The organism is Paenibacillus sp. YN15, from assembly GCF_003285005.1.
GTDB lineage: Bacteria > Bacillota > Bacilli > Paenibacillales > NBRC-103111 > Paenibacillus_AR.
Genome location: NZ_QMFA01000005.1, coordinates 205161 through 229632, shown reverse-complemented (window position 1 = coordinate 229632; position 24472 = coordinate 205161). Strand labels below are relative to the sequence as shown.

Here is a 24472-nt window from a genome sequence, read left to right as displayed (position 1 = left end):
TCGACTGGAATAAGGAACATAAAATGTATGCTAAGCCGTTCGGGAAGGCCGTTTTCAGGAGAATTGGAGCAAATAGCGTACATTTTATGTATGCTATTTTGGTTTTTTAGGGCTGCGCGGAAGAATAGCGAACAATGTTTGGCGCTTACATCAAGATGAGGAGAGGCAGATGGGGAAAAGGCGGGAAAACCCCGGAGGCAAAGGGGGGGAGTTGGGAAAAAGCAAAGCCAAGCGGAAGAAATCCTCCGCCTGGCTTTTTTGGCATGGAGCGGGCCGCATCCGGCCTTCCATATATACCCAGCCTACGCCCGCCTTACATAAAGCCGGGTACGCGGGAGGCAGCCGGGTCCTGGATGGCGCTGAGCTGCCTGTACTTCGTGGAATATTTGACGACAGTGAGAATGAAGGTGGCATGGGACCAGGTTAACGGAGCCACAGATACCGGGCTACCGTCGAAGGGGTCCAGCTGCTCCGGCAGAATGCCGCTTTCCATGGCATGGGACACCACCCATTCCAGGGTGCGCCGCGGTGTCTCCAGATCGCTTAAGCTTTTGGCCATCTCGATTTCCCATTCCGCTGTCCACAAGGTGCAGATGATCCACGGATTGCCCGGCACCAGCTCAATGTTGGAGCTGCGCTGGAAGTAGTAGTCATGGTAATACCGGGCGATGCCGCCTACGGAGGTTTTGGCGGATAACCCCTCCTTGATGGCGGTCATGGTCCGGACCACACAAGGGTCGTCTGCCGGCAGCACGCCGAATTCGAAGATACCGTAGATGCTGGATTCCAGGGTGGTATCCTTCACCCATTGCCCATCCTCCAGATACAGTCCCCGCACAAAACGGCCCAGGTCCTCATCCCACAGATGCTCCAGCATGGCGGAGCGGATATTCATGGCTGCCTGCAGGAACCGGCTGCTGCGGTCATCATCGCCGAACAGGCTGCAGAAATTGGAGGCCGCCACAAGGCCGCCGTATACGGCGGAGCAGGTGAAGGTAAAGATGCCGTACCGCTCCTCCCACAGATCATAGCTGGGTTGGGGAAGCCCCAGCTCCGGGTCGATGAAGGCGGCCAGAAACCGGGCCGCCCGGCGGATCAGCGTCCGGAACAGGGACTGGGACAGCTCGATATTGCCGTGTTTGGCGAAGTCCTGCCACAGGGCAAACAGCACCAGCGCCGTTTCATCCTCCTGGATGGGCAGGCGGGTGGCCCCTTCATAGATATACGGATGCCAGCTGGAGCCCACCGTGCCGTCCGGATTGTATTTGTGGTGCAGGAAGCCGTCCGGGGTCAGGGCGTCGGAGCAGAATTTGAAGAAGGGGGCCACCATGCCGGAATAGCCGGCCATGGACATGGCATAGGCCACCAGCGCGCCGTCCCGCGGCCACATGTAGCTGTAATGATCCCGGTTGTGCTGGAGAATATCCGTGTCATTGGCGGCGACAATGGCTCCATTGACGTCCGTTTGGGTCCGCACGATAAGCAGGCTGTGCTTGAACAGCTTGATAACATCCTGGGGCAAATCCCCGTAGTTGCGCTCCGACTTGTTGACCCAGCGCTGCCAGTAGATTTTTACCCGGTCCAACAGCTTGCCGGGTTGGCTGTCCTTGACGTATTTGTCCAGCTTTTTGACTTCCTCCAGATTCTTGCCGATGCTCATCCAGTAATAGAGGGTGGCTTCCCCCTTGGCCGGAACGGTGAGCCGGAAGCTGATGGTGCTGTCCACGGAGCCCTGGGAAATCCCGTTGCCGCTAAGCACGCCATCCTCCGCGTCCCGCCAGGTGCCTTCAGCCGAATGGAACCGTTTGACTCCGGTGGTGTATTGATAGATGCCCTCCGTTCCCGTGGAGCCGTTGAACATGAAGTAGCGGTCTTTTTTGTAATGGAACAGGGTATTGTTGGACGGGTAATAGGCGGCGGTGTCGCCAACCTCTGTTTCATTGATCATCATATCCTGCTGGAAAAAGAAGCGGACCTCCCGATCCGTCTCCAGCTCGTTCTTGATGACGATCCGTTTGATATATATGGCCTCCCGCTGGTGGACGCCGTCATTGATGGTTAGCGTTATGCCCAGACCGCTGTGTGCGGCTTGCAGGTTGGTAATCAGAGAATCCTCTTCATAGGCGTGCCGGAATGACCACCCCGCATCGGAAAGCCAGGCGAAGCTGCCGTCCACCCACATGCCGACCCGGCATTGGTAGCCCCCCACGTGATTGAGCTGGCCCACAAACGGATAGTAGATATCGCGGATAAAAGAATGGTTATCCAAATTGATCAGAAAATTACCGTTGCCAATCGAATAATGTCGAGGCATGTCATCACTTCCCTTCTATGAATCTACTATTACAATGATGGGCAAAAATTGCAAGAAAAAACCGGAAGCCGTTAGAAAATTTTTTGAGACTGGGCTGCAAGGTCCCTTTTTATCTTATGGGCAAGAGAGGTTGCAGGTTCCTGGTGGAAACAAATGGTTCAAGTGGAGACGGATAAGAGGAAATGTCGGTTTTTCAGGAAAAAGGAGGGATTTATGTTTTTTCGTCGAAAAGATCTTAAGAGCTATTATTCCAACTTTATACCCAAAGCACTTGCATTAAATAGAAAGGGAGAGAGATGTATTGCGCAGGCCTATATTAAACAATCAGACGAAAACCTCCACACACATAAAAGCGGATATCACGCCGCAGAGCACTGCCCAACTAAGCGAAGCGGCATTGGAGAAGAGGCTTAAACAGAAACGTTCGCCAGCCTACATGGATACCATGGTCAAACTGGATGCCGCAGGTGCGGTTTGTGATCCGTCTATGGTCAAAGAACTGGTTGCCGCAATGGAAAAGGAGTTTTCCGATCTGACACCCTCACAACGTTTATTGGGTTTGGTAGCCAGATGTTATTTGGGCGCACCTTATGAAGTCCACACTTTGGATATGCTGTTTGGAATTGTACAGCATTATAAGCGGGGCAACCCACTGCCCAATGGTATGGAAAAAGCCCGGATGGTGGCCATGATTCCCCAATATGCCCATATCGAGGTTTATACCAATTGTATTTGCGCTATCTCCAATGATGGTTCGGTAGCTTACACCAAGGGGGCGTACTATGTCCAATGAGCGGATTATCCACCATGCGGATTTAAGCAGAATTGAATCCAGTCTGAACGGACTGCAGGTTGAATTATTGGGGGTTTCCCACCAAGTCAGTGTGGTTGACAATAATGTGCAGGTGGTTCATCAGGAGGTAACGGGAACCCAACAGAAGCTGGATGCTTTGACGAAGGAGTTCCATGATTTTGTGCGCAAGGATATGCTGTTCAAAGAACTTCAGCTTGCCGAAACCAGAATCGTCAAAATCCGCCAGGAAATTAAATCCACTTATGGCCACTATGATGAAGTAAGGCGCAGAGTGACCGGTATTCTGCAAGCGGTGGATGTGCGGCTTGTGAAGAAGGAAACCATTGAGAATGCCACGGAAGAGTTAATGCTGGCGGCCCCGCGCTACTGGCTGGCTCCTTGCCTGATTGCTCTGGCTGCATGGCTGAATGACAATAAAGACTTGGCAGACCGGGCAATGATGGAAGCCCTGAAGCGGGATGATGAGAAAACCTCCCTGTTTTTTGCGCTTGTGACCCGGCGTGGCGCCCGTTATAAGGCCAGCCGCCAATGGCTGGACCGCTATTTCGGATTGCAGGACCCTTATGAGCTGGAACGGGAAGTGGTTATTCTTATTGACGGCTTCACCAATGGCATTTTTGGCCCGGAGTCCCGTATCCAGATTGATAAAAGAATTGACGCTTGGATTGAGGAGTTGTCCGAGCAGGCAGGCTTTGTGGAGGAGCAGAGCAAGCAGTGGCGGGTGGCCATGGAAGCCAAGATCAAGAAGCTGGATGAAGAGGCTTATCCCTATCTTCGCCAGTACAGCCAAACCTGGCCTCAATTGGAGGAATCCCTGAAGGGAGCCAAGCTGCATAATACGATTCACGATTATTTCTCGAACATCCTGAACCGGCAGATTACTCCCCATGCCAGTATTGCCATTGCCGTGGATGCTCTTCTTGACACCCTGGTAACCCAGTTTGATAGCGAAGAATTGCCGTTACGTAAGGAAGAGAGGCTGCAAACGCTTATTATTGAGGAGCAGGGAGACCGCAATACAGCGCAAATTCGTTTTAATGCCGAAAAAGCGCTGGAGGAGAAAATCAGCTTTACCCAACTGCTGACCAACTTTGCCATGAATCCGGAGGTATCTCATTCCACCTTGGCCTCGCAAAAATATGCCATTGCCCTTTCCAAGGATTGGATCAGGCAAGCTCACGATGACATGACGCTTGATAACCGGATGAAGGTGCCGCCGGATATTCATATAGAGATTGACAGCTGGTCCGGGATAACAAAAAATGGCGATAACGAGCAGGAACTGATGGAAGATCTCTCTGCCCATATGGAAAAACGCAAGAATGCGGAATTGTCCTCCATGAGGCTTTCGTTTTGGCATTGGTTAGGCCTGGCGCTAGGAATTCTCGCTATCCCGGCAGCTTTTGCTGTTCCCATATTATTCGCCGGAACAATTGCCGGAGTCGTATATTTTACTGTGAATTGGTTCCGTCTCCGCAAAGCGAAGGAACAGCTTGTGGAGGATTATGCAAAATTGCTTGCCCATTGTCAGGAAATTTTGAGAGCGGTTCTTTCCGATGCAGTGGATTGGCGCCGGGAGTATGCTTCGGAAGACGGCAAAGCAGCCAAAGTTACGGAGCTTCTGGGCGCTATTGAGCCGGATCAGTATGCTTTTGCAAATTTTGATACAGCCAGAAGAGTATTGTAGAAAAGGAGTTGCTGGCATGGATGAAAATAAGGGGAGTTCAATGTTTGTCCAAAGGAAACGGACAGCGGAATCAGGTTCGGAGCATTCCGCAGGAGCGCCGGCAGCGGAAGAAAGCGAAATGAAACGAATCAACACCAATGAGGCCTTGGCAGGCCAGTTTCCTCAATGGGATCTTGTGCCGCCTGTCCAATTGGTCCGGAGAAGGAGCGCCCGGTTCAAATGAAAATTCCCACTACATATGCCGATTGGGTTGAGTGCTTTGATCTTTTTGCCGCAGAGCAGGAGGATGAAGCTGTTCTCGCTGCAATGGAAAAAGGCAGCATCGAATGGAGCACCGGAATTGACAGGAAAATGACGGAGCATATGTACCGGCTGTTGGAGTTGCGGTTAAAAAAAGTCAGCACATTAATGAACAAGGAGTTTGAACGCCTGTCAGACCAAGCGGAAACCGTCCGGGCCATGCTGCATGCCCGTAAACGCTTTGCTGTTTTGTATCGGCTTGCAGCTCTGCAGGCATTTCCGGAAGATGTCAGAGAAGCGCTCAAGAGCACCCTCAGCTCCTATGTGGAAGACACTCAGGAATCCCTGGAGAAAAGCGCCGATGCTGACCGTTCAGGGCACTTGAAAATGATCATTCGAAATAATTCTCTCCTGCGTTATGAGGAAGAGGCTGCAGAACAAGGGCTGGCTTGCAAAGATGCTCAAGGTGCAGTTTCACAAAAAGCGGTTCCCAATGCTGGACAAAATCCTTCGGATAAAACAAACAACAAGAGGAGAAGGGTGCTATTGTAATATGAGCGATATGAGTGTGTGCAAAGAGACATTGGAGCGTTACCTAAAGGCGAGAATTCCGTTCATATCCATCCGTACCCCCGAGCGGGCCAGAGCGCTTCTTATTATGGAGCAGTTGGCCAATAAGCTGAATATTCCAGTTTTCTATCATACCATTTCCCAGGGAACAAGGGATATTGTGAACAACCGGACAGCCAATGATGATCGTTCCGTAATGGGCGGATTGGATTATGCGGGCCAAAAAATCGGACAGCAGCAGAACCTCACGTTTATATTCACGGAGGTTCAGGATATTGAAGATGACACGGCTACTGCGCGGCAATTTCAGGATATTGCCGCCATGTCCACAGATACAGGCGGCAGTGTGGTTGTCATCACCAACAAGGCAGTATGGGGACCCTTGCAGCGTCATGGCATGTCAGTTGTTCTAGATCCCCCCAACGAGGATGAAATGCTGGAAATTATTCGGGATCAAATTACCCCTTACCGGGGCGAAATGCTGATTGAATGGGGCCAGCAGGAAGAAAAGCAGGCTGCAGCCGTGCTTGCCGGCATCAGCCAGATTGAGGCGGAGAATGTAATTGCCACCCTCCTGGCCAATGGTTCCATCAAAAATGAGGACTTAAAGGAAATTACCTTTGCCAAAGACCGCATCTTTTCAGATATATCGGGAATTGAACGGGTTCAGGTACGCGAGGATTACCAGGTAGGCGGGTTGGACGGGCTGAAGAAGTGGCTGGATGCCAATGAACAGTTATTGACTGCGGATCTGAGGGAACGGGGAATTCGGCCTCCCCGCGGCATCTTGCTGGTAGGGGTTCCGGGCTGCGGCAAATCCTTGTCGGCCAAAGCGATTGCGTCCGCGTGGCAGCTTCCCTTATATCGTCTTGACTTGTCTACTATACAGGGACAATATTTAGGGCAGAGCGAGTCGAGGCTGAAGGAGGCTTTGTCTACAGCCGATCATGTAGCCCCTTGTGTGCTGTGGATTGATGAAATCGAGAAGGGGCTCGCGGGAGCGCTAGGGTCGGGAGACGGCGGAACCTCTACACGAATGGTAGGGCAGTTTCTTTTTTGGCTGCAGGAGAGCTTGGCCAGAGTTTTTGTGGTGGCGACGGCCAACGATGTCTCCAAGCTTCCTCCCGAGCTGTTGAGACGGGGGCGGTTTGATGAGCTGTTTTTTGTTGACTTGCCAACGGCAAAAGAACGGGAGGAAATCATCCGCATTTATGTGCGCAAAGGCTTGAAGAGAGAATTGGACACTTCGCTTATGGAGCGGCTGGTGCGTATTTCAGACGGCTTTGCCGGAGCTGACCTGGAAGCGGCGGTGAGGGATGTGGTGAAGCAGGCTGTGGTAAAAGGGGATGACAGCATTACGGATGAAACCTTCATCCGCTATTTTGAAAATGTTGTGCCTTTATCTCAGACAAGTCCCGAACAAATCCACCAAATCCGCACGTGGGGCAAGGAAAGAGCTGTTCCCGCGGGGAAAGCATTTGAAGAAGCAGGAATAGATTTGGACCAAGGTCAAAGAAAAAGAGGCTTCCGGAATGTTATTGTATAAACGGAGGCAGGTTTGGAAGGATTTGCGGATACGCAGATCCTTTTTTTGTTTTTGAAGCATATAAACCCCTTTCAGCAACCTTTAAGCTTGGCTTCAGTTTCTGTTCATGTTTGCGCCGTATGCTTGGTCCATGGAATACATTAGCAGGGATACATACAGGAGGCGGCGGAATATGAATTGGTTTGCCAACCGGAAGACATCGCAGAAAATGGGGGTGCTGGCGGGGCTGATGATTGTCATGCTGCTTTTGACAGGAGGAATCGGATTCCAAAAGCTGCATGTGGCGGCCCGGGATATGAATGCCATGTATGAAAATACGGTGGTGCCCATCGCCACGCTGATTCAGCTGCAAAACGCCAGCAGCGGGATGGAGAAGGGGCTGATGCAGTATTCGGGGGCATCGGCGGAGGACAGCCAGAAGCAAATTGCGGCTGCCATGGAAAATCAGCGGGAGGAGCTGACGGGACTTCTGGACACCATCAAGCAGACGGATTTGGACGCCAAATCCCGGGAGCTTCTGACAACGATTGAGGCAGCGCTTACTCAATATACCCAGGACATGGTGCCGGTTCTGCAGGAAATGGCCAGCAGGGGCGCGGGCGGCCAACCGGGAGCAGGCGGAGTGGGAGGAGCGGGCGGACAAACCCCGGCGGGGCAAGCGCAGGCAGGTGCAGCCGTCGGTGGGGCGGCCGGATTGGCAGGGCAGATGCAGGGTGGACCGGGCGGCGCTGAGGGTGAGGGGACGCCTCCTTTCCAGGCAGGGCAGGAGCAGCTGGCCAAGCTGGCTGAAGCCATTCAGGAGCTGACCGCATACAGCACGGAAATGGCCAAGGAGGCCACTCTCCAAGTGGAGGCAAGCGCCAAGAGTGCTTCCCGGAGTATTCTGCTGCTGGCCGGGGCGGCGGTAGTGCTGTCGGCGGCATTGGGCTGGGGAATCTCCCGGCAGCTGTCCATTCCCATCCGGCGGATTGCCCGGGTTGCGGAGCAGGTGGCGGCAGGGGATCTGCGGGTGGAGCCGCTGGGATTTACCCGTAAGGATGAGCTGGGCGAACTGGGCGGCTCCGTGGACCGGATGCTGGAATCTCTGAAGGGGCTGATCCACCGGCTGGCGGATTCCTCCATGGTGGTAGAGCAATCCTCCCGGGTGCTGCTGGACCAGGCGGTGCGCACGGAGTCGGCAGGTTTGGCCATTTCCCAGGCGGTGCACGAAACCGATGAGGGGGCCCGAACCCAAAGCATCCAGGTAGCCCAAATGACCGGCATCCTGCAGGAAATGGCGGCAGCCATCCGGATGACGGCCGCATCCGGCGAATCGGCTGCTTCCGCCTCCACCCGGTCGGCGGAGCAGGCGGGGCTGGGGCTTCAGGTCATCGAACGGGCCATGGCGGAGATGGAGACGGTATGCCGCGATGTGCAAGAGGCAGCGGAGCAGATGTCGCAGCTGGATAAGGAGGCGGCCCGAATTTCGGAGATTGCCGGGCTGATCAAGGAAATCTCCAGCCAGACCAATCTGCTGGCGCTGAACGCTTCCATTGAAGCGGCGCGGGCCGGAGAGCACGGAAGAGGCTTCGCAGTGGTGGCGGAGGAGGTGCGCAAGCTGGCGGAGGAGGCCAAGGAGTCCTCGGAGCGGGCGGCGGATGCCGTGAAGCTGCTGCGTCGAGGGACCCAGCAGGCGGCAGACCAGATGCGCCGCAATGCCCAGGGCGCCGAAGCGGGCATGAAGTCGGCACTGGAGGCCGGGGCCATGTTCAAGGAGATTGCCGCCGAGGTGGATTCCGTATCGGCGCTGATGACGGATCTGTCGGCGGCGGTGGAGGAGGCCTTTGCCGGTTCGGAGGAGATTGTCAGCCAGGCCGAGGGGCTGAAGGGTATCGCCGATCTCAGCTTCGACCGCTCGAAGAAGGCTGCGGAGCAAGCCGGGGAAACCGTCTCCGCCATGAAGGAAATCCGCCGTTATTCCGAACGGCTGGAAGAGGAGTCCAAGACTTTAAGCCAGGCTATGGGCGAATTTACGTTGTAGAATCGTCTCTCCCAGAAAGAAGCCCGCCGGGCGCGTCCAGGTCAAATTGCCGGAACGCGCCCAGGCGGGCTTTCGCTTGCGCATATCTGGACCAGCTGTAAGGGGGGCTTCAACCCTTTTTCAGCCGCAGGGAGTTCAGCAGCACGGACACCGAGCTTAGGCCCATGGCTGCGGCAGCTACCACCGGATTGAGATAACCCGCTGCGGCGAAGGGAATGGCGGCCAGATTGTAGATGAAGGCCCAGAACAGATTCTCCTTGATGATCAGCATGGTTTTGGCGGAGAGGCGGATGGCTTCGGGAATGGCTGCCAGATCGTCCTGCAGCAGCACAATATCTCCCGTCTCCACCGCCACATCTGTACCGGAGCCAATGGCAATGCCTATGTCAGCCGAGGCCAGGGCCGGGGCATCGTTAATGCCGTCTCCCACCATGGCCACCAGCCGCCCCTTGCTCCGCAGGCTGCGGACCACTTCCGCTTTCCGCTCCGGCAGCACCTCTGCCAGCACATTGGCAATGCCGGTTTGCCGTGCGGCTTCCTCGGCCGCCGCCCGGTTGTCGCCGGTAAGCAGATGGACCGTAATACCCATGGCGGAAAGCTGGGCTACCGTAGGGGCGGCGCTGTCCCGCAGCCGGTCGCCCAGGCTGAAGGCGGCAATGGCCCGGCCCGCTTCCGCCAGCAGGACCACCGTTCTTCCGGCCTCCGGACGGAGCTGCTGCTCCAGAGCTTCGATGGCGGACAAATCGGCATGCCATTCCTGCAAAAAGGCTTTGGACCCAATCAGAACGGGGGCTCCGGCAATCCGCGCCGACACGCCCTTACCCGGCACCGCCTGGAATTCCTCCGGATCGGGAAGGGGAGACTCCCACTTCCTCTCTGCCGCATCTACAATCGCCTTACCCAAGGGATGCTCCGAGCGCTTTTCGGCAACGGCGGCCAGCAGCAGCAGCCGGTCGGCCGTCCGTGTTTCGCCGGAAACGGGAAGAATGCCGGTCAGCTCCGGCTTGCCCGAGGTCAGGGTGCCGGTTTTGTCCATGACCACATCGGTGATTTTGCCGGCCCGCTCCAATTGCTCGCCGTTGCGGATGAGAATGCCCTTCTGGGCGCCCTTGCCCATACCCGCCATAATGGCGGTGGGGGTGGCCAGTCCCAGCGCGCAGGGACAGGAAACCACAAGGACGGCCACGGCATGGATCAGGGCGTCGCTCAGAAAAAAGACCTGCCATTCATAAATATATCCATACCATATCAAAAAGGTGGCTGCGGCTATCAGCAGCACGATGGGAACAAAATAGCCGGATACACTGTCGGCGATTTTTTGGATCGGGGCTTTGCTGTTTTGCGCCTCCTCCGTAATCCGCACAATCCGGGCCAAAAAGGAGTCCTCTCCCACCTTGGTGGCCCTGTAGGTGAAGCTGCCGTTTCCGTTAATGGATGCGCCGATTACGGTGTCCTGCGGCTCCTTGGAGACGGGGACGCTTTCTCCGGTGAGCATGGATTCGTCCACGGTGGAGCGGCCTTCCGTAATGACGCCGTCCACGGGGATTTTTTCCCCCGGCCGGACCACCACCAGATCTCCCTGGCGGACCTCCCGGACAGGAACCTCGCTCTCCTGGCCGTCGCGGATAATCCGCGCCTTCTTGGCCTCCAGATCCATTAGGCTGCGGATAGCCCGGGAGGTTCTCCCCTTGGCTACACTCTCCAGATATTTGCCCAGCAGAACAAGGGTGATAATTACCGCCGAAGCCTCAAAATAGATGTTGCGCATCCCGGCAATGATCAGCTGCTCCTCCGCCAGAGAGGTGCGGACGCTGTAAGCGTATGCCGCCGTGGTGCCTACCACCACCAGAAGATCCATGCCCGCTTTGCCGGCCCTCAGACTGTTGAAGGCCTGCTTGTAGAAGCGGAAGCCGACGAGAAATTGGACGGGTGTTGCCAGAGCCATTTGGAATTTCCAGTCATGCAAAAACTGGGTTTTGATCCGTATCTGGTTCAAAAAGGCGGAAAAGGCCGTGACCGTGTCGGCCCCGTATATGGCATCATGGCAAAAGCCCAGCCCGCCCAGCAGCATGGAGACAAACAGCGGCAGGCTCAGCAGCGCGGAGAGCAGCAGACGGTTCCTAAGCTTGCGCAGTTCCTTGCGTCCTCCCGCCTCCGGGTCGCTGCCCTCTCCCTGTACCGTTGCGCCGAACCCGGCGGCCTCAATGGTTTTCAGAATGTCGGCCACGCTGGAATGGGCCTCATCGTAGTGGACGATGGCTTTTTCCGAGGCGTAGCTCACAGAGGTGCCGCTTATGCCCTTTTGCTTCCGGAGGGCCGCCTCAATGGTAATGGAACAGAGGGAGCAGGTCATGCCGTGAATATGCACTTTGGCTACTGCCATACTGTGTTCAGCCTCCTTGTTCCACCACAGTAATGGTGCTTTTGATCATCTCCATCCAGCAGGAAAAGGTGAACTCCCCTGCTTCGGAAGGAGTAAATTCCAGAATGGTGTCCCCGGCCTCAAGCTTGGCCTCCAGCCCGAAAGCTGGCGCAGTCAGGGCATTGTTGCACTCGTTCAAATCCTCCGCCTTGGCCCGGATGATCCACTTGACCGGGATGCCCTTCTGGACCGTGACGGGGGTATAGCCGTTGGGGCTGACGGTTGTTACCACAGTCTGGACCGGGGGGCCCGGATCGCCGGAAGGCGGCAGGAAAGGGACCGCCGCAGGTGAAGCAGGCGGTGCGGCGGCGGGAGCTTCGGCTGCCGGGGCCGGTGTGACGGCGGAAGCCTTGGGGCCAGCCGGGGAAGGAGGCAGCGGCTCCGCTGCGCTTTGGCCGTTTCCGGGGGAAGCAAGCGGAAGCAGCGAAGCCTCCGGGCTTGGGCTCTGCGTGCCGGCCGGAACCGCTGCGCTTATTGCGTCCGGTGGAGCTGACGGGCTTGCTGCGGCTGCCGCCGGGGGGCGGGGAGAAACGGCAGAACCGGCCCGATAAGCGGCCAGATCGTCCACCACCTGGATGCGGCTTTTGATCATACCCATCCAGCAGGTATAAACAAACTCCCCTGCTTCGCCGGGGGTAAACCGGATTATATTGTCTCCGGGAACCAGCCTCTGCTCCACGTGAAAGGCCGGAAGCACCAGCGACTCGTTGCAGGTATCCAGGGCTTCCTTTTCCGCTGAAAAAATCCACTGCACGGGTATCCCCTTTTGCACCACGATGGGCGGGTAGCTGTCCCGGCTGTCCGGGTCCAGGACAGTCCGCACGGTTTGCACTTTGCTGTCCTGCGCAATTACGGCAATGCCTGCCGTGTTCCATGCCGCCGCAGACGGAGCCGCGGCAATGCCCGACAATGCCAAACCCCGGGCCAGCATCGCGGCCCCCAAGACGATGACAATGACTGCGCTGAAACGGGTTACGGCGTTGGTGAAGCTTTTTCCCGTTACGGCGTGGATGGAGCTGAACAGCAGCAGCATGGGAGCCGTCCCCAGGGAAAACACCAGCAGGGACGCGAAGCCATGCCACGCGCTGCCCGAGGCCAGTGCATAGAGCTGCATAATTTGCAGCGGTCCGCAGGGCATCAGTCCGCTGAGCAGGCCTACGGCCAGGGGCCCCGGCCTGGAGATGCCGGACAGCAGCCTCCGGGCGGCAAAGCCGGGCATCCGCAGGTTTAATTTGCGCAAGAACCTCCAAACGCCCAGCAGATTGATGCCCATGATAATCATGAACAATCCGCCCAACACCGGAATCGCGCCCTTGAAAACGCCGGGGAGGCGGATGACCTGGCCCAACCCGCCGGCTAAAGCGCCGATGGCGGAGTAGGACAGGATTCTTCCGGCGTGGTAGGGAAACGAAGGCTTCAGCCGGGCCAGCAGTCCCTGCCGGGTTCCGGGGGCGGCGGTTTGGGCCAGGGCAATGCCCCCGCACATGGCTGCGCAGTGAAAGGAGGTGAGCAGCCCAGCGGTGAAAATGAGGCCCAAGCCTGCTCCCGGGGGCAGTTGGGAAATATCCGGCAGTCCAACCCGTTGGGCAAAGGCCAAAAGCAGTGTATGCAGCAGCATCGGTTGATCTCTCCTTGTTCTAAAGCAACAAAACCTTATGAATTATGTCCCCCTGCGGCGTCATGGCTGTGCTCTGGTGCAGAGTGATCATGTCCTTGAGCAGGGTGCCCGTGCGCTTCCGCGGCCTGCTCATGAGTCTCCGTTGAGGAGCTGCCGGAGGCTTCCCCCACCGCTTCGAGGACTCCGCTTGCCTGGCTCAACCGGGACACATGGATCACATCACCGGCAATATGCCCCTCCACGCGGATGCCCACATGATCGGCGGCTGCAATGCTGTCCAGCAGGATTACCGCCAGCCTGTGGCCGGTTTCATCGAACTTGTAATAGATGTAGGAGCCGTCCTCCTGAAGCACGCTGACGCCAAAGCCGGAGGCGGCGCAATCCGGCATCAGAAGGCAGAGCTTCTTATGGTCCGGCGGAGAGGAGGCGGTGCTGTGATGGCCTTCCAGAAGAAAGCCCTCCAGCTTGTCCGGGCTTGCCGATGCCGCCTGAAGGCTGATGCTGTCCACGACCAGACGGTCCGGGGGCGGAACCACTCCGTTGACGCCTGTGATTTTCACTGCCAGCCCGTCTGTTCCGGCGGCGGCTTTGGTTCCCGCAAGGGATTTGCCGGAGCTCAAGGCATACACCGATTCCGTGACAGTTCCCTGGAATGCCTGCGCTGCTGTGAGCGTAAAGCCGGACCCTGTATCGCGGACAACTCCTTCCAGCGTTTGCACGGCGGCGAAGGCTGCGGGGCGCACTCCCTCCGCCGCTGTTCCTCTGGCTTTCAGCAACGCGTACAGCGCCTCCGAACGGGTCCACGGCCGGTAAGGCAGAATGTAGCCCTCCGATGAAGCGGCGATGTACCCTCCGGCTGCGGCCTGAGCCAGCCATCGTCCGCCCGCCTGATCCGGTGCCGCTTCACGGTCAACAATCGCTTCCGGCCATGCACCGTCTCCTTCACTCCAGCCCAAAAGCCGGCCCAATACCATAGCTGCGTCCAGACGGGTGACCGGAGCGCCGGGACGGAAGCGCCCCTCTTCATCGGTTGTCAGCAAACCTGCCGCTGTTATCTGCCGGACGGCTTCGGCATACCAGCTTCCGTCCGCTGCATCCTTGGGCAGCGCTGCCGCCGCCGTCCCCGAAGGCAGGACCCGAGCCAGCAGCACAGCCAGTTCAGCGCGGGTGATCGCCCGGTCAGGGCCGTACAGCCCGTTTTCGTATCCCTGGAGGAGCCCCTCCCGAATGGCCGGAACCGCAAGCTGCTCGGCCCAATGTCCGCTGTAATCCGCGGGGGTGGCATAAATCCCGTCGGCGTATGAATCACCCGCTCCCGCCGCCAGCAACGACGCAGCTACGGCTGCGGCAATAACCGCTGTTTTTCTGTTGATATGCTTCATCACAAACACCGCCTTTATCTCCATGTGTACGCGGACCAGGCCGCAGAAAGCAAAAAAACAAAGCCTCCCGCAGGATGCTTTGTTTCTGGTTGACCAGTCAACAAATGTCTCATTTATCATACCTGTTTAATGGGATATTGGTTATGGAAGACACTTTAGCATACTTGTTTGGTCTTTAACAGTCCCTCCGCTTCAGAAATAAGTGAAAATAGTGTGAATTTGTGTAAAATAGGCAGCCGGATCAGCATGGGAAACAGAAGCGGGAAGGGCGAATAAAGGTATAGATCCTATACTTTTTATAATGGAGGAAGAGGCGGGTACTCCTTATGGGAAGATATGGAGATATAGTGAACAAGGGAGATAATGGCCGCAAATCGGCGGAAGATTCATTGACAGCCCAGATGGCGGGCAGTAAAATCATACTAACTTTATGGGTATTATATGTATTTGGCTATTAAACTTATTTTGGGAGGAATGAAGCATGAGTGTATTGAAGGAAGCAGAGGCTTACATTGCAGAAACCAAAAGGGTAATTCTGGCCACGGTTACGCCGGAGGGGGGGCCGGCGCTGCGCACCCTGGGAGGCTTCGCCAGCGACGGGCTGACCGTTTACCTGTCCACCTCCAAGATCAGCGGCAAGGTGGAGCAGCTGGAGCATAATCCCCAAGCCACCCTATTGTTCCAGCATGAGGGGCAAGAGCTTCCCCGTTTCCGCAACGTAACCTTGACCGGGACTGTATCCAAAGTATGCAGCAAATGCGGAGCCGAGTATGAAAAAGCCGTCGCGCTGCTCAGCGCCAAAAGCCCCCGGTTCAAGGAAAGGGCGGAGAAGGGGGAGCTGGAGGGCAACGTCATCTTGAAGCTGGAGCCCCGCAAGGTAAAGCTTCTGGATTTGTCCAAGGGGCTGACGGGGGAGGAAGTGGTTTTGCGGCCTGCCGAAACATTCAAGTAAAAGGATGGAATGGGCACTTGTGACAGTACCGTGACACTATGGGTCAGCTTATTGACGAACCTGACAGGAAGAAAGTAAGATATAAACATAATTCCGATATAAAAAGTATGAATTGTATATCCGCTGACTGGACCTCCAGAGGCCGAACCTCCACAACCCTGACAAAGGGCGTCGAGTTCGGTCTTTTTTTGGCTATAAGGGAGGAATAGGCTCGGTGCGGAATTTGTGGAGGGAGGACATCTTATGGGAAGCTGCGGCAGCGCATTGCCGGAGGAAAGATTCGGCCATTTGGTGCGCAAGCATCCCTGCTTCAGCGGGGAAGGCCATTTCAAGTTCGGGCGGATTCATCTGCCTGTCAGCCCGGCCTGCAATATCCGGTGCAAGTTTTGCAAGCGCAGCTTCAATAAATCGGAGAACCGCCCGGGAGTTGCCTCGGAGCTGGTCAAGCCGGGTGAGGTCAACGCGCTTATTGAGAAGGCATTGCGCCTGTGCCCCGAACTGACAGTGGCGGGCATCGCCGGTCCGGGGGATACATTGGCTACACCCCATGCGCTGGAGGCGTTTGAACAGGTGCATGAGCGTTTTCCGGAGCTGATCAATTGCTTAAGCACCAACGGGCTTCTTTTGGAAAAAAATGCGGAGCGCATTGCCAATGCAGGGGTGCAAACCGTTACCGTTACCGTCAACGGCGTGGACCCGGCCATTCAGGAGCAGATTTGCTCCTCCATTGCCCTGGACGGCAAGCTTATCATGGGAAGAGCGGCAGCGGAGACATTGATCCGCGCCCAACTGGCCGGTATCCGCAAGGCCAGCGCCCTGGGCATCACCATCAAGATCAATACGGTGCTGATTCCCGGCATCAATGACGGCCATATTGGGGAAATTGCCAGGCAGACTCAGGAGGCGGGAGCGTCCTTGATCAATATTATTCCGCTGATTCCCCAGCATGAGCTTAGCCACATCAGGGCCCCGGATTGCTTTCAGCTTAGTGATGCAAGGGAAGCAGCGGAGCGGTATTTGCCCGTTTTCCGGCACTGCCAGCAATGCCGCGCAGACGCCTGCGGCATCCCCGGCTCGGGATTGGATTTGGCCTCCCAGCTGTATGACAGGCCGGTGGCGGAAACCTTTTCCCACGGATAAGCGGCCGTTATGGACAGGAGGCGGAAAGCATGGAGTTTCAGGTGGCGGTAGCCAGTCTGGATGGAGTATTGATCAACCAGCACTTTGGCAAAAACAGAGAATTCCTGATTTATCGCATACAGGATAATGGTGAGTACGAGCTGGCGGAACGCCGGGAGCTTGCGGCCCCCTGCCAGTCGGGGCAGCATCACGAGGATGCTCTGGTCCAGGCCGCAAAGCAGCTTCAGGACTGCAGCTTTGTCCTGGTGGCGCGGATCGGTCCGGGGGCAGAGAAGATTCTGGCCGCCCACGGCATTAAGGCCTTCGAGATCTATGACCGGATTGACCGGGCCATTGACAGGCTGATTCAGTATTTGAACGGTATTAAAAAGAAGCAGGAATCATCCACATCATAACCAACAGGGAGTGGCGGCAATGGCAAAAAAATTAAAGCAGATTGCAATTTACGGGAAGGGCGGAATCGGCAAATCCACTACAACCTCCAATATCAGCGCGGCTTTGTCGGTGGCAGGCTACAAAGTGATGCAATTCGGCTGCGACCCCAAGAGCGATTCCACCAATACCCTGCGGGGTGGCGATTATATCCCCACTGTGCTGGATACCCTTCGGGAGAAAACGAAAATCAGGGCTCATGACGTTATTTTCCAAGGTTTTAACGGCATCTATTGCGTGGAGGCAGGCGGTCCCGCCCCCGGTGTCGGCTGCGCGGGCAGAGGGATCATTACGGCAGTGGAGCTGTTCAAGCAGCAGAAGATTTTTGAGGAGCTGGATCTGGATTATGTGATCTATGATGTGCTGGGCGACGTAGTCTGCGGCGGCTTCGCCGTTCCCGTCCGGGAGGGGATTGCCGAGCATGTGTTCACCGTCTCCTCTGCGGACTTCATGGCGGTGTATGCCGCCAACAATCTGTTCAAGGGCATCCACAAATACTCCAAGGCGGGAGGCGCACTATTGGGCGGCGTGATCGCCAATTCCATCAACGCCCCGTACCACAAGGATATTATCGATGATTTTGTCGCCAAAACCCAAACCCAGGTGGTGGAATATGTGCCCCGCTCGGTGACGGTGACCCAAAGCGAGCTGCAGGGCAAAACCACCATCGAGGCCGCTCCGAATTCCCAACAGGCCAAGGTCTATAAGGAGCTGGCCCGAAAAATCGATGAGCATGAGGTATCCAAGGTTCCCGCTCCCCTGGAGGTTGGCGAGCTGCGGGAATGGGCCGCCAAGTGGGGCAAGCAATTGGTAGAGCTGGAAAACGGCGTTCTTCCTCCCCAAGCGGTAGGAAATTTATAAGAAACGAGAGGAGCAAATCCCATGAGCAAAATTGCCAGAAGCCTGACCGATCTGATCGGCAATACTCCTCTGCTTGAGCTGGGCCGGTTCAGCAGCGAGAAACGGCTGTCCGCCTCCATTGTCGCCAAGCTGGAGTATTTCAACCCGGCGGGCAGCGTCAAGGACCGGATCGGCTACGCCATGATCAAGGATGCGGAGGAAAAAGGCTTGATCGGCAAGGATACGGTGATCATCGAGCCTACCAGCGGCAATACGGGCATCGGCCTGGCCTTTGTGGCGGCTTCACGGGGCTACCGGCTGATCCTGACCATGCCGGAGACCATGAGCGTGGAACGGCGGAATCTGCTGAAGGCGCTGGGCGCGGAGCTGGTGCTGACTCCGGGAGCCGAGGGCATGAAGGGCGCTGTGCGGCGGGCGGAGGAGCTGGCGGCGCAAACACCCCATTCCTATGTGCCGCAGCAGTTTAACAATCCGGCCAATCCGGCGATTCACCGCAAAACTACCGCAGAGGAAATCTGGCGGGATACGGACGGCAAGGTGGATATCTTCGTCGGCGGTGTGGGAACCGGCGGCACTGTAACCGGCGTGGGGGAAGTGCTGAAATCCCGCCGCTCCGATATCCAGATCGTGGCTGTGGAGCCTTATGATTCCCCCGTATTGTCGGGAGGAGCCTCCGGCCCCCATAAGATTCAGGGCATCGGCGCAGGCTTTGTGCCGAGCATTCTGAACCGTGATGTGTTGGATGAAATCTATAAGGTGAAGAATGAGGAAGCGTTGGAAACGGCCCGGGAGCTGGCCAAATACGAGGGGCTTCTGGTAGGCATCTCCTCCGGGGCGGCTGTCTTTGCCGCCGCCCAGTTGGCGAAACGCCCGGAGAACAGAGGCAAAACCATTGTGGCTCTGCTGCCGGATACGGGAGAGCGCTATCTGTCCACTGTATTGTTCCAGGAGGAGGTCATCCAGAAATGAGCAAAGTCATTGAACGGCCCCGGTTTACCTGCGCATTGGGAGGGGCCATCGGAACGGTGCAGGCTCTTCCCCGGGCGATTCCCATTCTTCACACCTCCCCGGGCTGCGGAGGCAATCTGGCCGGCGCCTTGTCCGGGGCATCGGGCTATCACGGCGGCAGCTATTGCGGCGGCCAGACCCTGCCCAGCTCCAATGTGGCGGAGCGGGATATTGTATTCGGCGGCGAGGAGCGTCTGGCCGAGCAGATTGAGAACACCATCAAAATCATGGACGGCGATTTATATTTTGTGGTGACCGGCTGCATGGTGGAAATGATCGGCGACGATGTGAACCAGGTGGTAAAGCAGTTCCGGGGCGGCGAGCATCCGGTAATCGGCACGGAAACCACCAGCTTCAAGGGCAATTCCTACCGGGGCTATGATTATGTGCTGTCGGCCCTGTTCCGGAATTTCACGGAGCCCTCTTCTGAGAAAAAGGCGGGAACCGTAAATCTCTTCGGCATTGTACCCCTGCAGGATGTATTCTGGAAAGGCAATATTGACGCCCTGAAGGAGCTGCTGGAGAAGCTGGGGCTGACGGTGAACACCTTCTTCGGCACCGGCGAAACCATTGACAATCTTCGCAATGCCGCTTCCGCTTCGCTCAATATTGTGCTGTCCAGAGTGTACGGCCAAGAGGCTGCCCAAACCTTCCAGGAGGTGCATGATGTGCCTTGGCTGACAGTGGATTTCCCCATTGGGGATCATGCCACCTCCGCCTTCCTGCGCAAGGTAGGGGATGCCGCCGGAGTGACCGCGGAGCAGGTAGAGCAGGTGATTGCCGGGGAGCGCAAATATTATTATGAATTTTTGCAGCGGCTGTCCGATTCCTACAACGATCTGGACTTTCAGCGTTATGTCACAGTGGTGGGCGACGCCAACTACGCCCAGGCCTTGACCCGCTTCCTGGCGGATGATCTGGGCTGGCTGCCGGAGCTTGCCATCGTAACGGACCCGCTCCTGCCGGAGGAGGAGGACAGCATCAGGGACGGCTTCCGGGATTTTCATTCCGGCCTGGAGCCTACCGTGGTGTTTGATACGGATGCCTCCAACGTAGCCAAGCATATTAACCGCCAGTGGCCCCAATCCAAGGGGCAGCGGTATTACGACGGCTTCCTGCCCGGCTTTATTGCCGGGAGCGTCATGGAGCGGGACACGGCGGAGCAATTCAAGGTGCCGCTGTTGACCGTGAGCTATCCCATTACCAACCGGGTGGTGCTAAACCGGGCGTATGCGGGCTTCAAGGGCGGCCTGACCCTGGCCGAGGATGCCGTTACCCTGCTGGTCAGCCACCGGTAGAGGCTGTCCGGCAATCATAAACTGGAGGGATACACATGGATTACTTGAAGAATAAAGCGGCCCCCATCCGGGAAGACCGGCTGGCCGCCTGCGGCGCCTACGGCGGCTCCTGCTGCGATCTGTCCGGCCAGTCCAAGAAGGGCGGCTGCCTGTTCAACACCAAACGCACCTTTTCCCAAACCCAGGGCTGCCAGCTTAGCCTGAGCCTGGGCATGGTGGCTTCCATGCGGGATTCGGTGGTGGTGGTGCACAGCCCCGTAGGCTGCGGCGCCAACATGCTGCAGATGGCGGGCATCAACAAGGTGTTCCAGCAGCTGCGCAGCGCCTCCGCCCGGGGCTTGCGCTGGATCAATACCAACCTGGACCAGGTGGACGTGATTCAGGGCGGCGAGAAAAAACTGCGCCAGGCGGTGCTGAAGGCGGAGCAGGAGTTCCGTCCGGAGGCCATCATCGTGATGAATGCCTGCGTGCCCGCTTTGATCGGCGACGATATCGACAGCATCCTGGACGATCTCCAGACCCAGGTGAATGCCCGGATTGTGCCCATCCATTGCGAAGGCTTCAAAACCCGCATCCAAGCCACGGCCTATGACGCGGTGTATCACGGGATTCTGCGGAATCTGGTGGGGGAGGACAAAGCCAAGACACCGCGTCTCTTGCCTGAGGACCCGCTGGAGGAGGCCAAGCGCCAGGCGCGCATCAGCAGAACCGTCAATTTGCTGAACGTGGGCTCCATGAGCCGGATCGATGAGGTGGAGCTGATCCGCATTCTGAATGCCCTGGATCTGGAGGTGCGGGTGCTGCCCTGCTTCTCCCATCCCGACGACTTTACGTATTCCTATGAGGCGGCTCTTAATGTCAGCATTTGCGCCACCCACGACGACTATTTCGTGGAGCATTTCCAGAGCAAATACGGCATTCCTTATGTGCTGCGCACCATTCCCATCGGCATTACCAATACCAACAAGTGGATTCGCGACATTGCCGCCTTCTTCGGCATTGAGGAGCAGGCGGAGCGGTTCATTGATTCGGAGAACAGGGAGCTCAATCAGGCGCTGGAGCCGTACCGCAAGCAGCTTCGGGGCAAAAAGGTGTTTGTCACCGGCGGCGAAATCCGCATCATGACCACGGCGGAGCTTCTGTACAATCTGGGCATGGAAGTGGTGGGCCTGCGGGGGTACCATTTTGACAAGTACGGCGAGGTGCTGTTGGATGAGTTCCTGCAGGATGTGCCGGGTGTGGATGACAAGGTGTTCAACGTAGGCGCCGGGCAGCTGTTCGAGCAGGCCAATCTCCTGCGCCGCTTGCAGCCGGATTTGTATGTAGGGCACGTGGGAGGCAACGGCGCAGCCGCCAAGCAGGGTTTCTCCATCTTCCCGCTGTTCGGCCAAAGCAATGATTATTTGGGGTATCAAGGGGTGTTTGAGGTGGCCACCCGGGTAACCCGGCTGATGCGCAATTCCTCCTTCAACCGCAATCTGGGGGCTAACGCGAAGCTTCCTTACCGGGAATCCTGGTACAGCGAGGACCCCTTCAGCTACATTGATCATTCTGCCCTTGAAGAAAATGAAGCGGAGGTTGTGGCCAATGGCTGAAGCACCGGCAAAAATTGAAATCCGGAATGTGAACCGGGATTATCAGATCAAGCGCAACGCCGGCGGGGAAGAGCAGATTTTCTCCGCCCTCCAGGATGTGAATCTCTCCGTGAATAAAGGGGAGTTCCTGACGATTGTAGGGCCCAGCGGCTGCGGTAAATCCACCCTGCTGGACCTGATTGCCGGGTTGGCCCTGCCTACCTCGGGGGAGCTTTTTATCGACGGCAAAAAAATTACCAAACCAGCGCTGGACCGGGGGATTGTGATGCAGGGCTATGCCCTGTTCCCCTGGCGGACAGTGCGCCACAATGTGGAGTTTGGGCTGGAAGTGAAGGGTGTGCCCAAAAAAGACCGCCAGGAGATCAGCGACCGTTTCCTGAAGCTGGTGAATCTGTCCGGTTTTGCGGACCGGTATCCCTATGAGCTGTCCGGCGGCATGAAGCAGCGGGTGGCCATCGCCCGGGCGTTGGCTTACGACCCCGAGGTGCTGCTGATGGATGAGCCCTTCGCCGCAGTGGACGCCCAAACCAGGGAAACCCTGCAGGATGAGCTGCTGCGGATTTGGGAGGAAACCCGCAAGACTGTTATCTTCGTCACTCACAGCATTGATGAGGCGGTGGCGCTGGCCGACCGGGTAGCGGTGATGTCCGCCAATCCCGGAAAGGTGAAGGAGATTGTAAAGGTAGGACTGCCCCGTCCCAGACGGGTTGGCGATGTGCTGTCCACCACGGATTTCAGCCTGGTTCGCTACCGGGTTTGGGAGCTTCTGCAAAACCAAGGAGAGCCGTTGCCGCCTGTGGGGGAAACTCCGCGCGTGGCCCAGGACATCCATCTGGAGGAGCAGATTTCCGCTTCAGCCGTATTGTAAACCTGCGGATTAAAACCGATTAAACAAATGTGTTTAATAAAAATATGACCTGGAGGCTCTGGCATGAGGCGAACTCTGAACCTGGTTCACAACAGGCTGTTAAGCTGGTACCTGTTTCTTCTGCTGCTCCTGGTCTGGGAGCTTGCTCCCCGGTTGGGATGGGTCAGCCCGGTGTTTGTTCCGCCTTTCTCCGAGGTGATCCGGGTGGGGCTGGATATGACGCTGATCAAGATCATCGTATACATTTCCATTAGTCTCAAAAGAGTGTTCATCGGTTTCCTGCTGGCCGCTGTGCTGGCCTTGCCCATAGGCTTCATTCTGGCCGGGGCGCTGCCGGCGGTGGCCCGGTTTCTCAAGCCTTTGACCGTTTTTCTGTCGCAAATTCCGCCGTTTATTCTATTCCCCATCTTCGTTGTGATTGCCGGTGTGGGGGAAGGAGGAATCTATACCGTCATCTTCTGGTCCTCCTTTTGGCCGATTCTCTTTACCACTATGGCAGGCATCCAGAGTGTGGACCCGCTGTTGGTGCGCTGCGCCAGGGCCATGAGCGCCGGACCGGTCACGATCTTCTTCAAGGTTGTGCTGCCTGCCGCCTTCCCGGCCATTATGACGGGCATCCGCAGCGGCCTGACCATGAGCTTCCTGATGCTGATCGGCGCGGAAAGCATGGGAGCCGACTCCGGCTTGGGCTGGCTCATCCATAATGCCCAGAGCATGGGCTTTGTGCCCCGGATTTATTTGGGAGCCATTCTGGTGGCGGGAGTGGGACTCCTCCTGAATGTGCTTTTGGAGGCGCTGGAAAAAAGCATTGTGGACTGGAAGGAGGTCCCGGAGGGCAAACATGCCTGACGGAAGTCAACCACGTAAGCTTATGCTTGCGATGCAGGCTTTCCTTCGGAAAGCCCTTGAGAGGTTGGATGCGAATATGCGCACTTTTTTGAATGGATTGCGAAAGGCGGGATATGGCAGCATCCCGATTCTGCTCTTTTTTATCCTCTGGGAGGTAGGGGCGGCGATTATTCCTGAGGGAGTGATTTCCTCGCCTTCCCAGGCCATCCGCTCCCTTTACCATTCTGCCGTGTCTGATACGCTTTTTAAGCAGATGGGAGTGAGCTTGGGCAGGGTTGGATTGGGCTTTGGCCTGTCGTTTGTCATCGCCGTTCCGCTGGGGTTTTTGCTGGGAACATTTTTCCGGGGCTTTGAACGGTTTCTTCTGCCCTTTCTGCGGATGTGCGAAAAGCTGAATCCTTTTGCCATCATTCCGATTTTCATGATTTTCTTCGGGATCGGAACGGCGGAAAAGGTAGCGGTTATCTTTTGGGCAGCCAACTGGCCTCTGCTGTTTCAGACCATTGCCGGAGCAAGAGGCGTGGACCCGCAGCTGGTCCGGGCGGCCAGGTCCATGGGAGCCTCCCGGAAGGAGCTGTTTTTCAAGGTAATTCTGCCGTACACCCTGCCCAATATTTTTACGGGAATTGAAATAGCCGCGCAAATCTCCTTTTTTATGATTATCGCCTCGGAGGTTATCGGCGCCAGCACAGGCCTGGGCTGGTACTATGTCAATGCTACGGTGCGGTATGACTTGCCGCTTATGTATGGAGTGGTTCTGTTTATTACACTCCTGGCGATTATTATCAATGTAGTTTTTGGCCGGTTGAAGAAGCATTTTCTGGTATGGAAGGAAGCAGTGGAGATCGGGTAACGA

Annotated in this window: 19 protein-coding genes; 15 read left to right on the top strand and 4 right to left on the bottom strand. The window is 56.7% G+C overall.

Going from position 1 to position 24472, the window contains the following annotated elements; translation table 11 throughout:
- Positions 1-313 precede the first annotated feature (313 nt).
- Complete coding sequence (locus DQG13_RS06785) at positions 314-2314, bottom strand: glycoside hydrolase family 15 protein (protein WP_113018989.1); 2001 nt, start codon at positions 2312-2314, stop codon at positions 314-316.
- 301 nt (positions 2315-2615) lie between these two features.
- Here DQG13_RS06785 and DQG13_RS06780 point away from each other — a divergent pair, with 301 nt between their 5' ends.
- From DQG13_RS06780 to DQG13_RS06755, 5 genes are all read left to right on the top strand, one after another.
- On the top strand, positions 2616-3107 hold the full coding sequence (locus DQG13_RS06780) for a hypothetical protein (RefSeq protein ID WP_113018988.1): 492 nt from the start codon (positions 2616-2618) through the stop codon (positions 3105-3107).
- A complete protein-coding gene (locus DQG13_RS06775; protein WP_113018987.1) occupies positions 3097-4815 on the top strand; it encodes a hypothetical protein in 1719 nt (572 codons plus the stop codon). Before DQG13_RS06780 ends, DQG13_RS06775 begins: the two co-directional genes overlap by 11 nt.
- A 219-nt stretch (positions 4816-5034) precedes the next feature.
- Positions 5035-5607 carry a hypothetical protein gene (locus tag DQG13_RS06765; RefSeq protein ID WP_113018985.1) on the top strand — a complete coding sequence of 191 codons (573 nt, stop codon included), beginning with the start codon at positions 5035-5037 and terminating at the stop codon, positions 5605-5607.
- Position 5608: 1 nt separating this feature from the next.
- Positions 5609-7171, top strand: a complete 1563-nt coding sequence (locus DQG13_RS06760) for an AAA family ATPase (RefSeq protein WP_113018984.1) — start codon at positions 5609-5611, stop codon at positions 7169-7171.
- 172 nt (positions 7172-7343) lie between these two features.
- Entirely contained in the window at positions 7344-9191 is a 1848-nt protein-coding gene (locus tag DQG13_RS06755) for a methyl-accepting chemotaxis protein (RefSeq protein ID WP_181592625.1), read from the top strand.
- A 109-nt stretch (positions 9192-9300) separates the two neighbouring features.
- Here DQG13_RS06755 and DQG13_RS06750 read toward each other — a convergent pair whose 3' ends face one another.
- From DQG13_RS06750 to DQG13_RS06740, 3 genes are read right to left on the bottom strand one after another with little or no spacing between them, the layout of a single operon-like run.
- Positions 9301-11574, bottom strand: coding sequence for a heavy metal translocating P-type ATPase (locus DQG13_RS06750; protein WP_113018982.1), 2274 nt, complete (start codon positions 11572-11574; stop codon positions 9301-9303).
- A 7-nt stretch (positions 11575-11581) separates the two neighbouring features.
- Positions 11582-13231, bottom strand: coding sequence for an urease accessory protein UreH domain-containing protein (locus DQG13_RS06745; RefSeq protein WP_113018981.1), 1650 nt, complete (start codon positions 13229-13231; stop codon positions 11582-11584).
- A gap of 35 nt (positions 13232-13266) precedes the next feature.
- Positions 13267-14613, bottom strand: a complete 1347-nt coding sequence (locus DQG13_RS06740) for an S-layer homology domain-containing protein (protein WP_181592624.1) — start codon at positions 14611-14613, stop codon at positions 13267-13269.
- 481 nt (positions 14614-15094) lie between these two features.
- On the opposite strand from DQG13_RS06740, the gene DQG13_RS06735 reads away from it, so the two are divergent.
- The 10 genes from DQG13_RS06735 (at position 15095) to DQG13_RS06690 (ending at position 24469) form a co-directional block, all read left to right on the top strand.
- Positions 15095-15565 carry a pyridoxamine 5'-phosphate oxidase family protein gene (locus tag DQG13_RS06735; protein ID WP_113018979.1) on the top strand — a complete coding sequence of 157 codons (471 nt, stop codon included), beginning with the start codon at positions 15095-15097 and terminating at the stop codon, positions 15563-15565.
- A 243-nt stretch (positions 15566-15808) separates the two neighbouring features.
- A complete protein-coding gene (locus DQG13_RS06730) occupies positions 15809-16705 on the top strand; it encodes a radical SAM protein (protein ID WP_113018978.1) in 897 nt (298 codons plus the stop codon).
- A 29-nt stretch (positions 16706-16734) separates the two neighbouring features.
- The gene (locus DQG13_RS06725; protein ID WP_113018977.1) at positions 16735-17100 is read left to right on the top strand and encodes a NifB/NifX family molybdenum-iron cluster-binding protein; all 366 of its coding nucleotides are present in this window, start codon (positions 16735-16737) and stop codon (positions 17098-17100) included.
- Between the two features lie 19 nt (positions 17101-17119).
- On the top strand, positions 17120-17998 hold the full coding sequence (gene nifH, locus DQG13_RS06720; protein WP_113018976.1) for a nitrogenase iron protein: 879 nt from the start codon (positions 17120-17122) through the stop codon (positions 17996-17998).
- A 21-nt stretch (positions 17999-18019) separates the two neighbouring features.
- Positions 18020-18967 (top strand): cysteine synthase A, encoded by a 948-nt coding sequence (gene cysK / locus DQG13_RS06715; RefSeq protein ID WP_113018975.1) that lies wholly within the window; start codon positions 18020-18022, stop codon positions 18965-18967.
- Positions 18964-20304: a nitrogenase component 1 gene (locus DQG13_RS06710; RefSeq protein WP_113018974.1), complete on the top strand. Its 1341-nt coding sequence runs from the start codon at positions 18964-18966 to the stop codon at positions 20302-20304. The genes cysK and DQG13_RS06710 overlap by 4 nt, the downstream gene beginning before the upstream one ends.
- Positions 20305-20339: 35 nt before the next feature.
- Positions 20340-21899 (top strand): nitrogenase component 1, encoded by a 1560-nt coding sequence (locus DQG13_RS06705; RefSeq protein WP_113018973.1) that lies wholly within the window; start codon positions 20340-20342, stop codon positions 21897-21899.
- The gene (locus tag DQG13_RS06700) at positions 21892-22767 is read left to right on the top strand and encodes an ABC transporter ATP-binding protein (protein WP_220094335.1); all 876 of its coding nucleotides are present in this window, start codon (positions 21892-21894) and stop codon (positions 22765-22767) included. The genes DQG13_RS06705 and DQG13_RS06700 overlap by 8 nt, the downstream gene beginning before the upstream one ends.
- Positions 22768-22830: 63 nt before the next feature.
- On the top strand, positions 22831-23616 hold the full coding sequence (locus tag DQG13_RS06695) for an ABC transporter permease (protein ID WP_113018971.1): 786 nt from the start codon (positions 22831-22833) through the stop codon (positions 23614-23616).
- A gap of 76 nt (positions 23617-23692) precedes the next feature.
- Complete coding sequence (locus DQG13_RS06690) at positions 23693-24469, top strand: ABC transporter permease (protein WP_113018970.1); 777 nt, start codon at positions 23693-23695, stop codon at positions 24467-24469.
- The last annotated feature ends 3 nt before the right edge of the window (positions 24470-24472 follow it).

Excerpts from the sequence above, each read along its gene's own strand:
- DQG13_RS06705 (WP_113018973.1), top strand. The coding sequence starts at position 20,340 with ATGGATTACTTGAAGAATAAAGCGGCCCCCATCCGGGAAGACCGGCTG.
- DQG13_RS06730 (WP_113018978.1), top strand. The coding sequence starts at position 15,809 with ATGGGAAGCTGCGGCAGCGCATTGCCGGAGGAAAGATTCGGCCATTTG.
- DQG13_RS06695 (WP_113018971.1), top strand. The coding sequence starts at position 22,831 with ATGAGGCGAACTCTGAACCTGGTTCACAACAGGCTGTTAAGCTGGTAC.
- DQG13_RS06785 (WP_113018989.1), bottom strand. The coding sequence starts at position 2,314 with ATGCCTCGACATTATTCGATTGGCAACGGTAATTTTCTGATCAATTTG.
- DQG13_RS06700 (WP_220094335.1), top strand. The coding sequence starts at position 21,892 with ATGGCTGAAGCACCGGCAAAAATTGAAATCCGGAATGTGAACCGGGAT.
- cysK (WP_113018975.1), top strand. The coding sequence starts at position 18,020 with ATGAGCAAAATTGCCAGAAGCCTGACCGATCTGATCGGCAATACTCCT.
- DQG13_RS06755 (WP_181592625.1), top strand. The coding sequence starts at position 7,344 with ATGAATTGGTTTGCCAACCGGAAGACATCGCAGAAAATGGGGGTGCTG.
- DQG13_RS06740 (WP_181592624.1), bottom strand. The coding sequence starts at position 14,613 with ATGAAGCATATCAACAGAAAAACAGCGGTTATTGCCGCAGCCGTAGCT.
- DQG13_RS06760 (WP_113018984.1), top strand. The coding sequence starts at position 5,609 with ATGAGCGATATGAGTGTGTGCAAAGAGACATTGGAGCGTTACCTAAAG.
- DQG13_RS06775 (WP_113018987.1), top strand. The coding sequence starts at position 3,097 with ATGTCCAATGAGCGGATTATCCACCATGCGGATTTAAGCAGAATTGAA.
- DQG13_RS06735 (WP_113018979.1), top strand. The coding sequence starts at position 15,095 with ATGAGTGTATTGAAGGAAGCAGAGGCTTACATTGCAGAAACCAAAAGG.
- DQG13_RS06765 (WP_113018985.1), top strand. The coding sequence starts at position 5,035 with ATGAAAATTCCCACTACATATGCCGATTGGGTTGAGTGCTTTGATCTT.
- DQG13_RS06690 (WP_113018970.1), top strand. The coding sequence starts at position 23,693 with ATGCGCACTTTTTTGAATGGATTGCGAAAGGCGGGATATGGCAGCATC.
- nifH (WP_113018976.1), top strand. The coding sequence starts at position 17,120 with ATGGCAAAAAAATTAAAGCAGATTGCAATTTACGGGAAGGGCGGAATC.
- DQG13_RS06725 (WP_113018977.1), top strand. The coding sequence starts at position 16,735 with ATGGAGTTTCAGGTGGCGGTAGCCAGTCTGGATGGAGTATTGATCAAC.
- DQG13_RS06750 (WP_113018982.1), bottom strand. The coding sequence starts at position 11,574 with ATGGCAGTAGCCAAAGTGCATATTCACGGCATGACCTGCTCCCTCTGT.
- DQG13_RS06710 (WP_113018974.1), top strand. The coding sequence starts at position 18,964 with ATGAGCAAAGTCATTGAACGGCCCCGGTTTACCTGCGCATTGGGAGGG.
- DQG13_RS06745 (WP_113018981.1), bottom strand. The coding sequence starts at position 13,231 with ATGCTGCTGCATACACTGCTTTTGGCCTTTGCCCAACGGGTTGGACTG.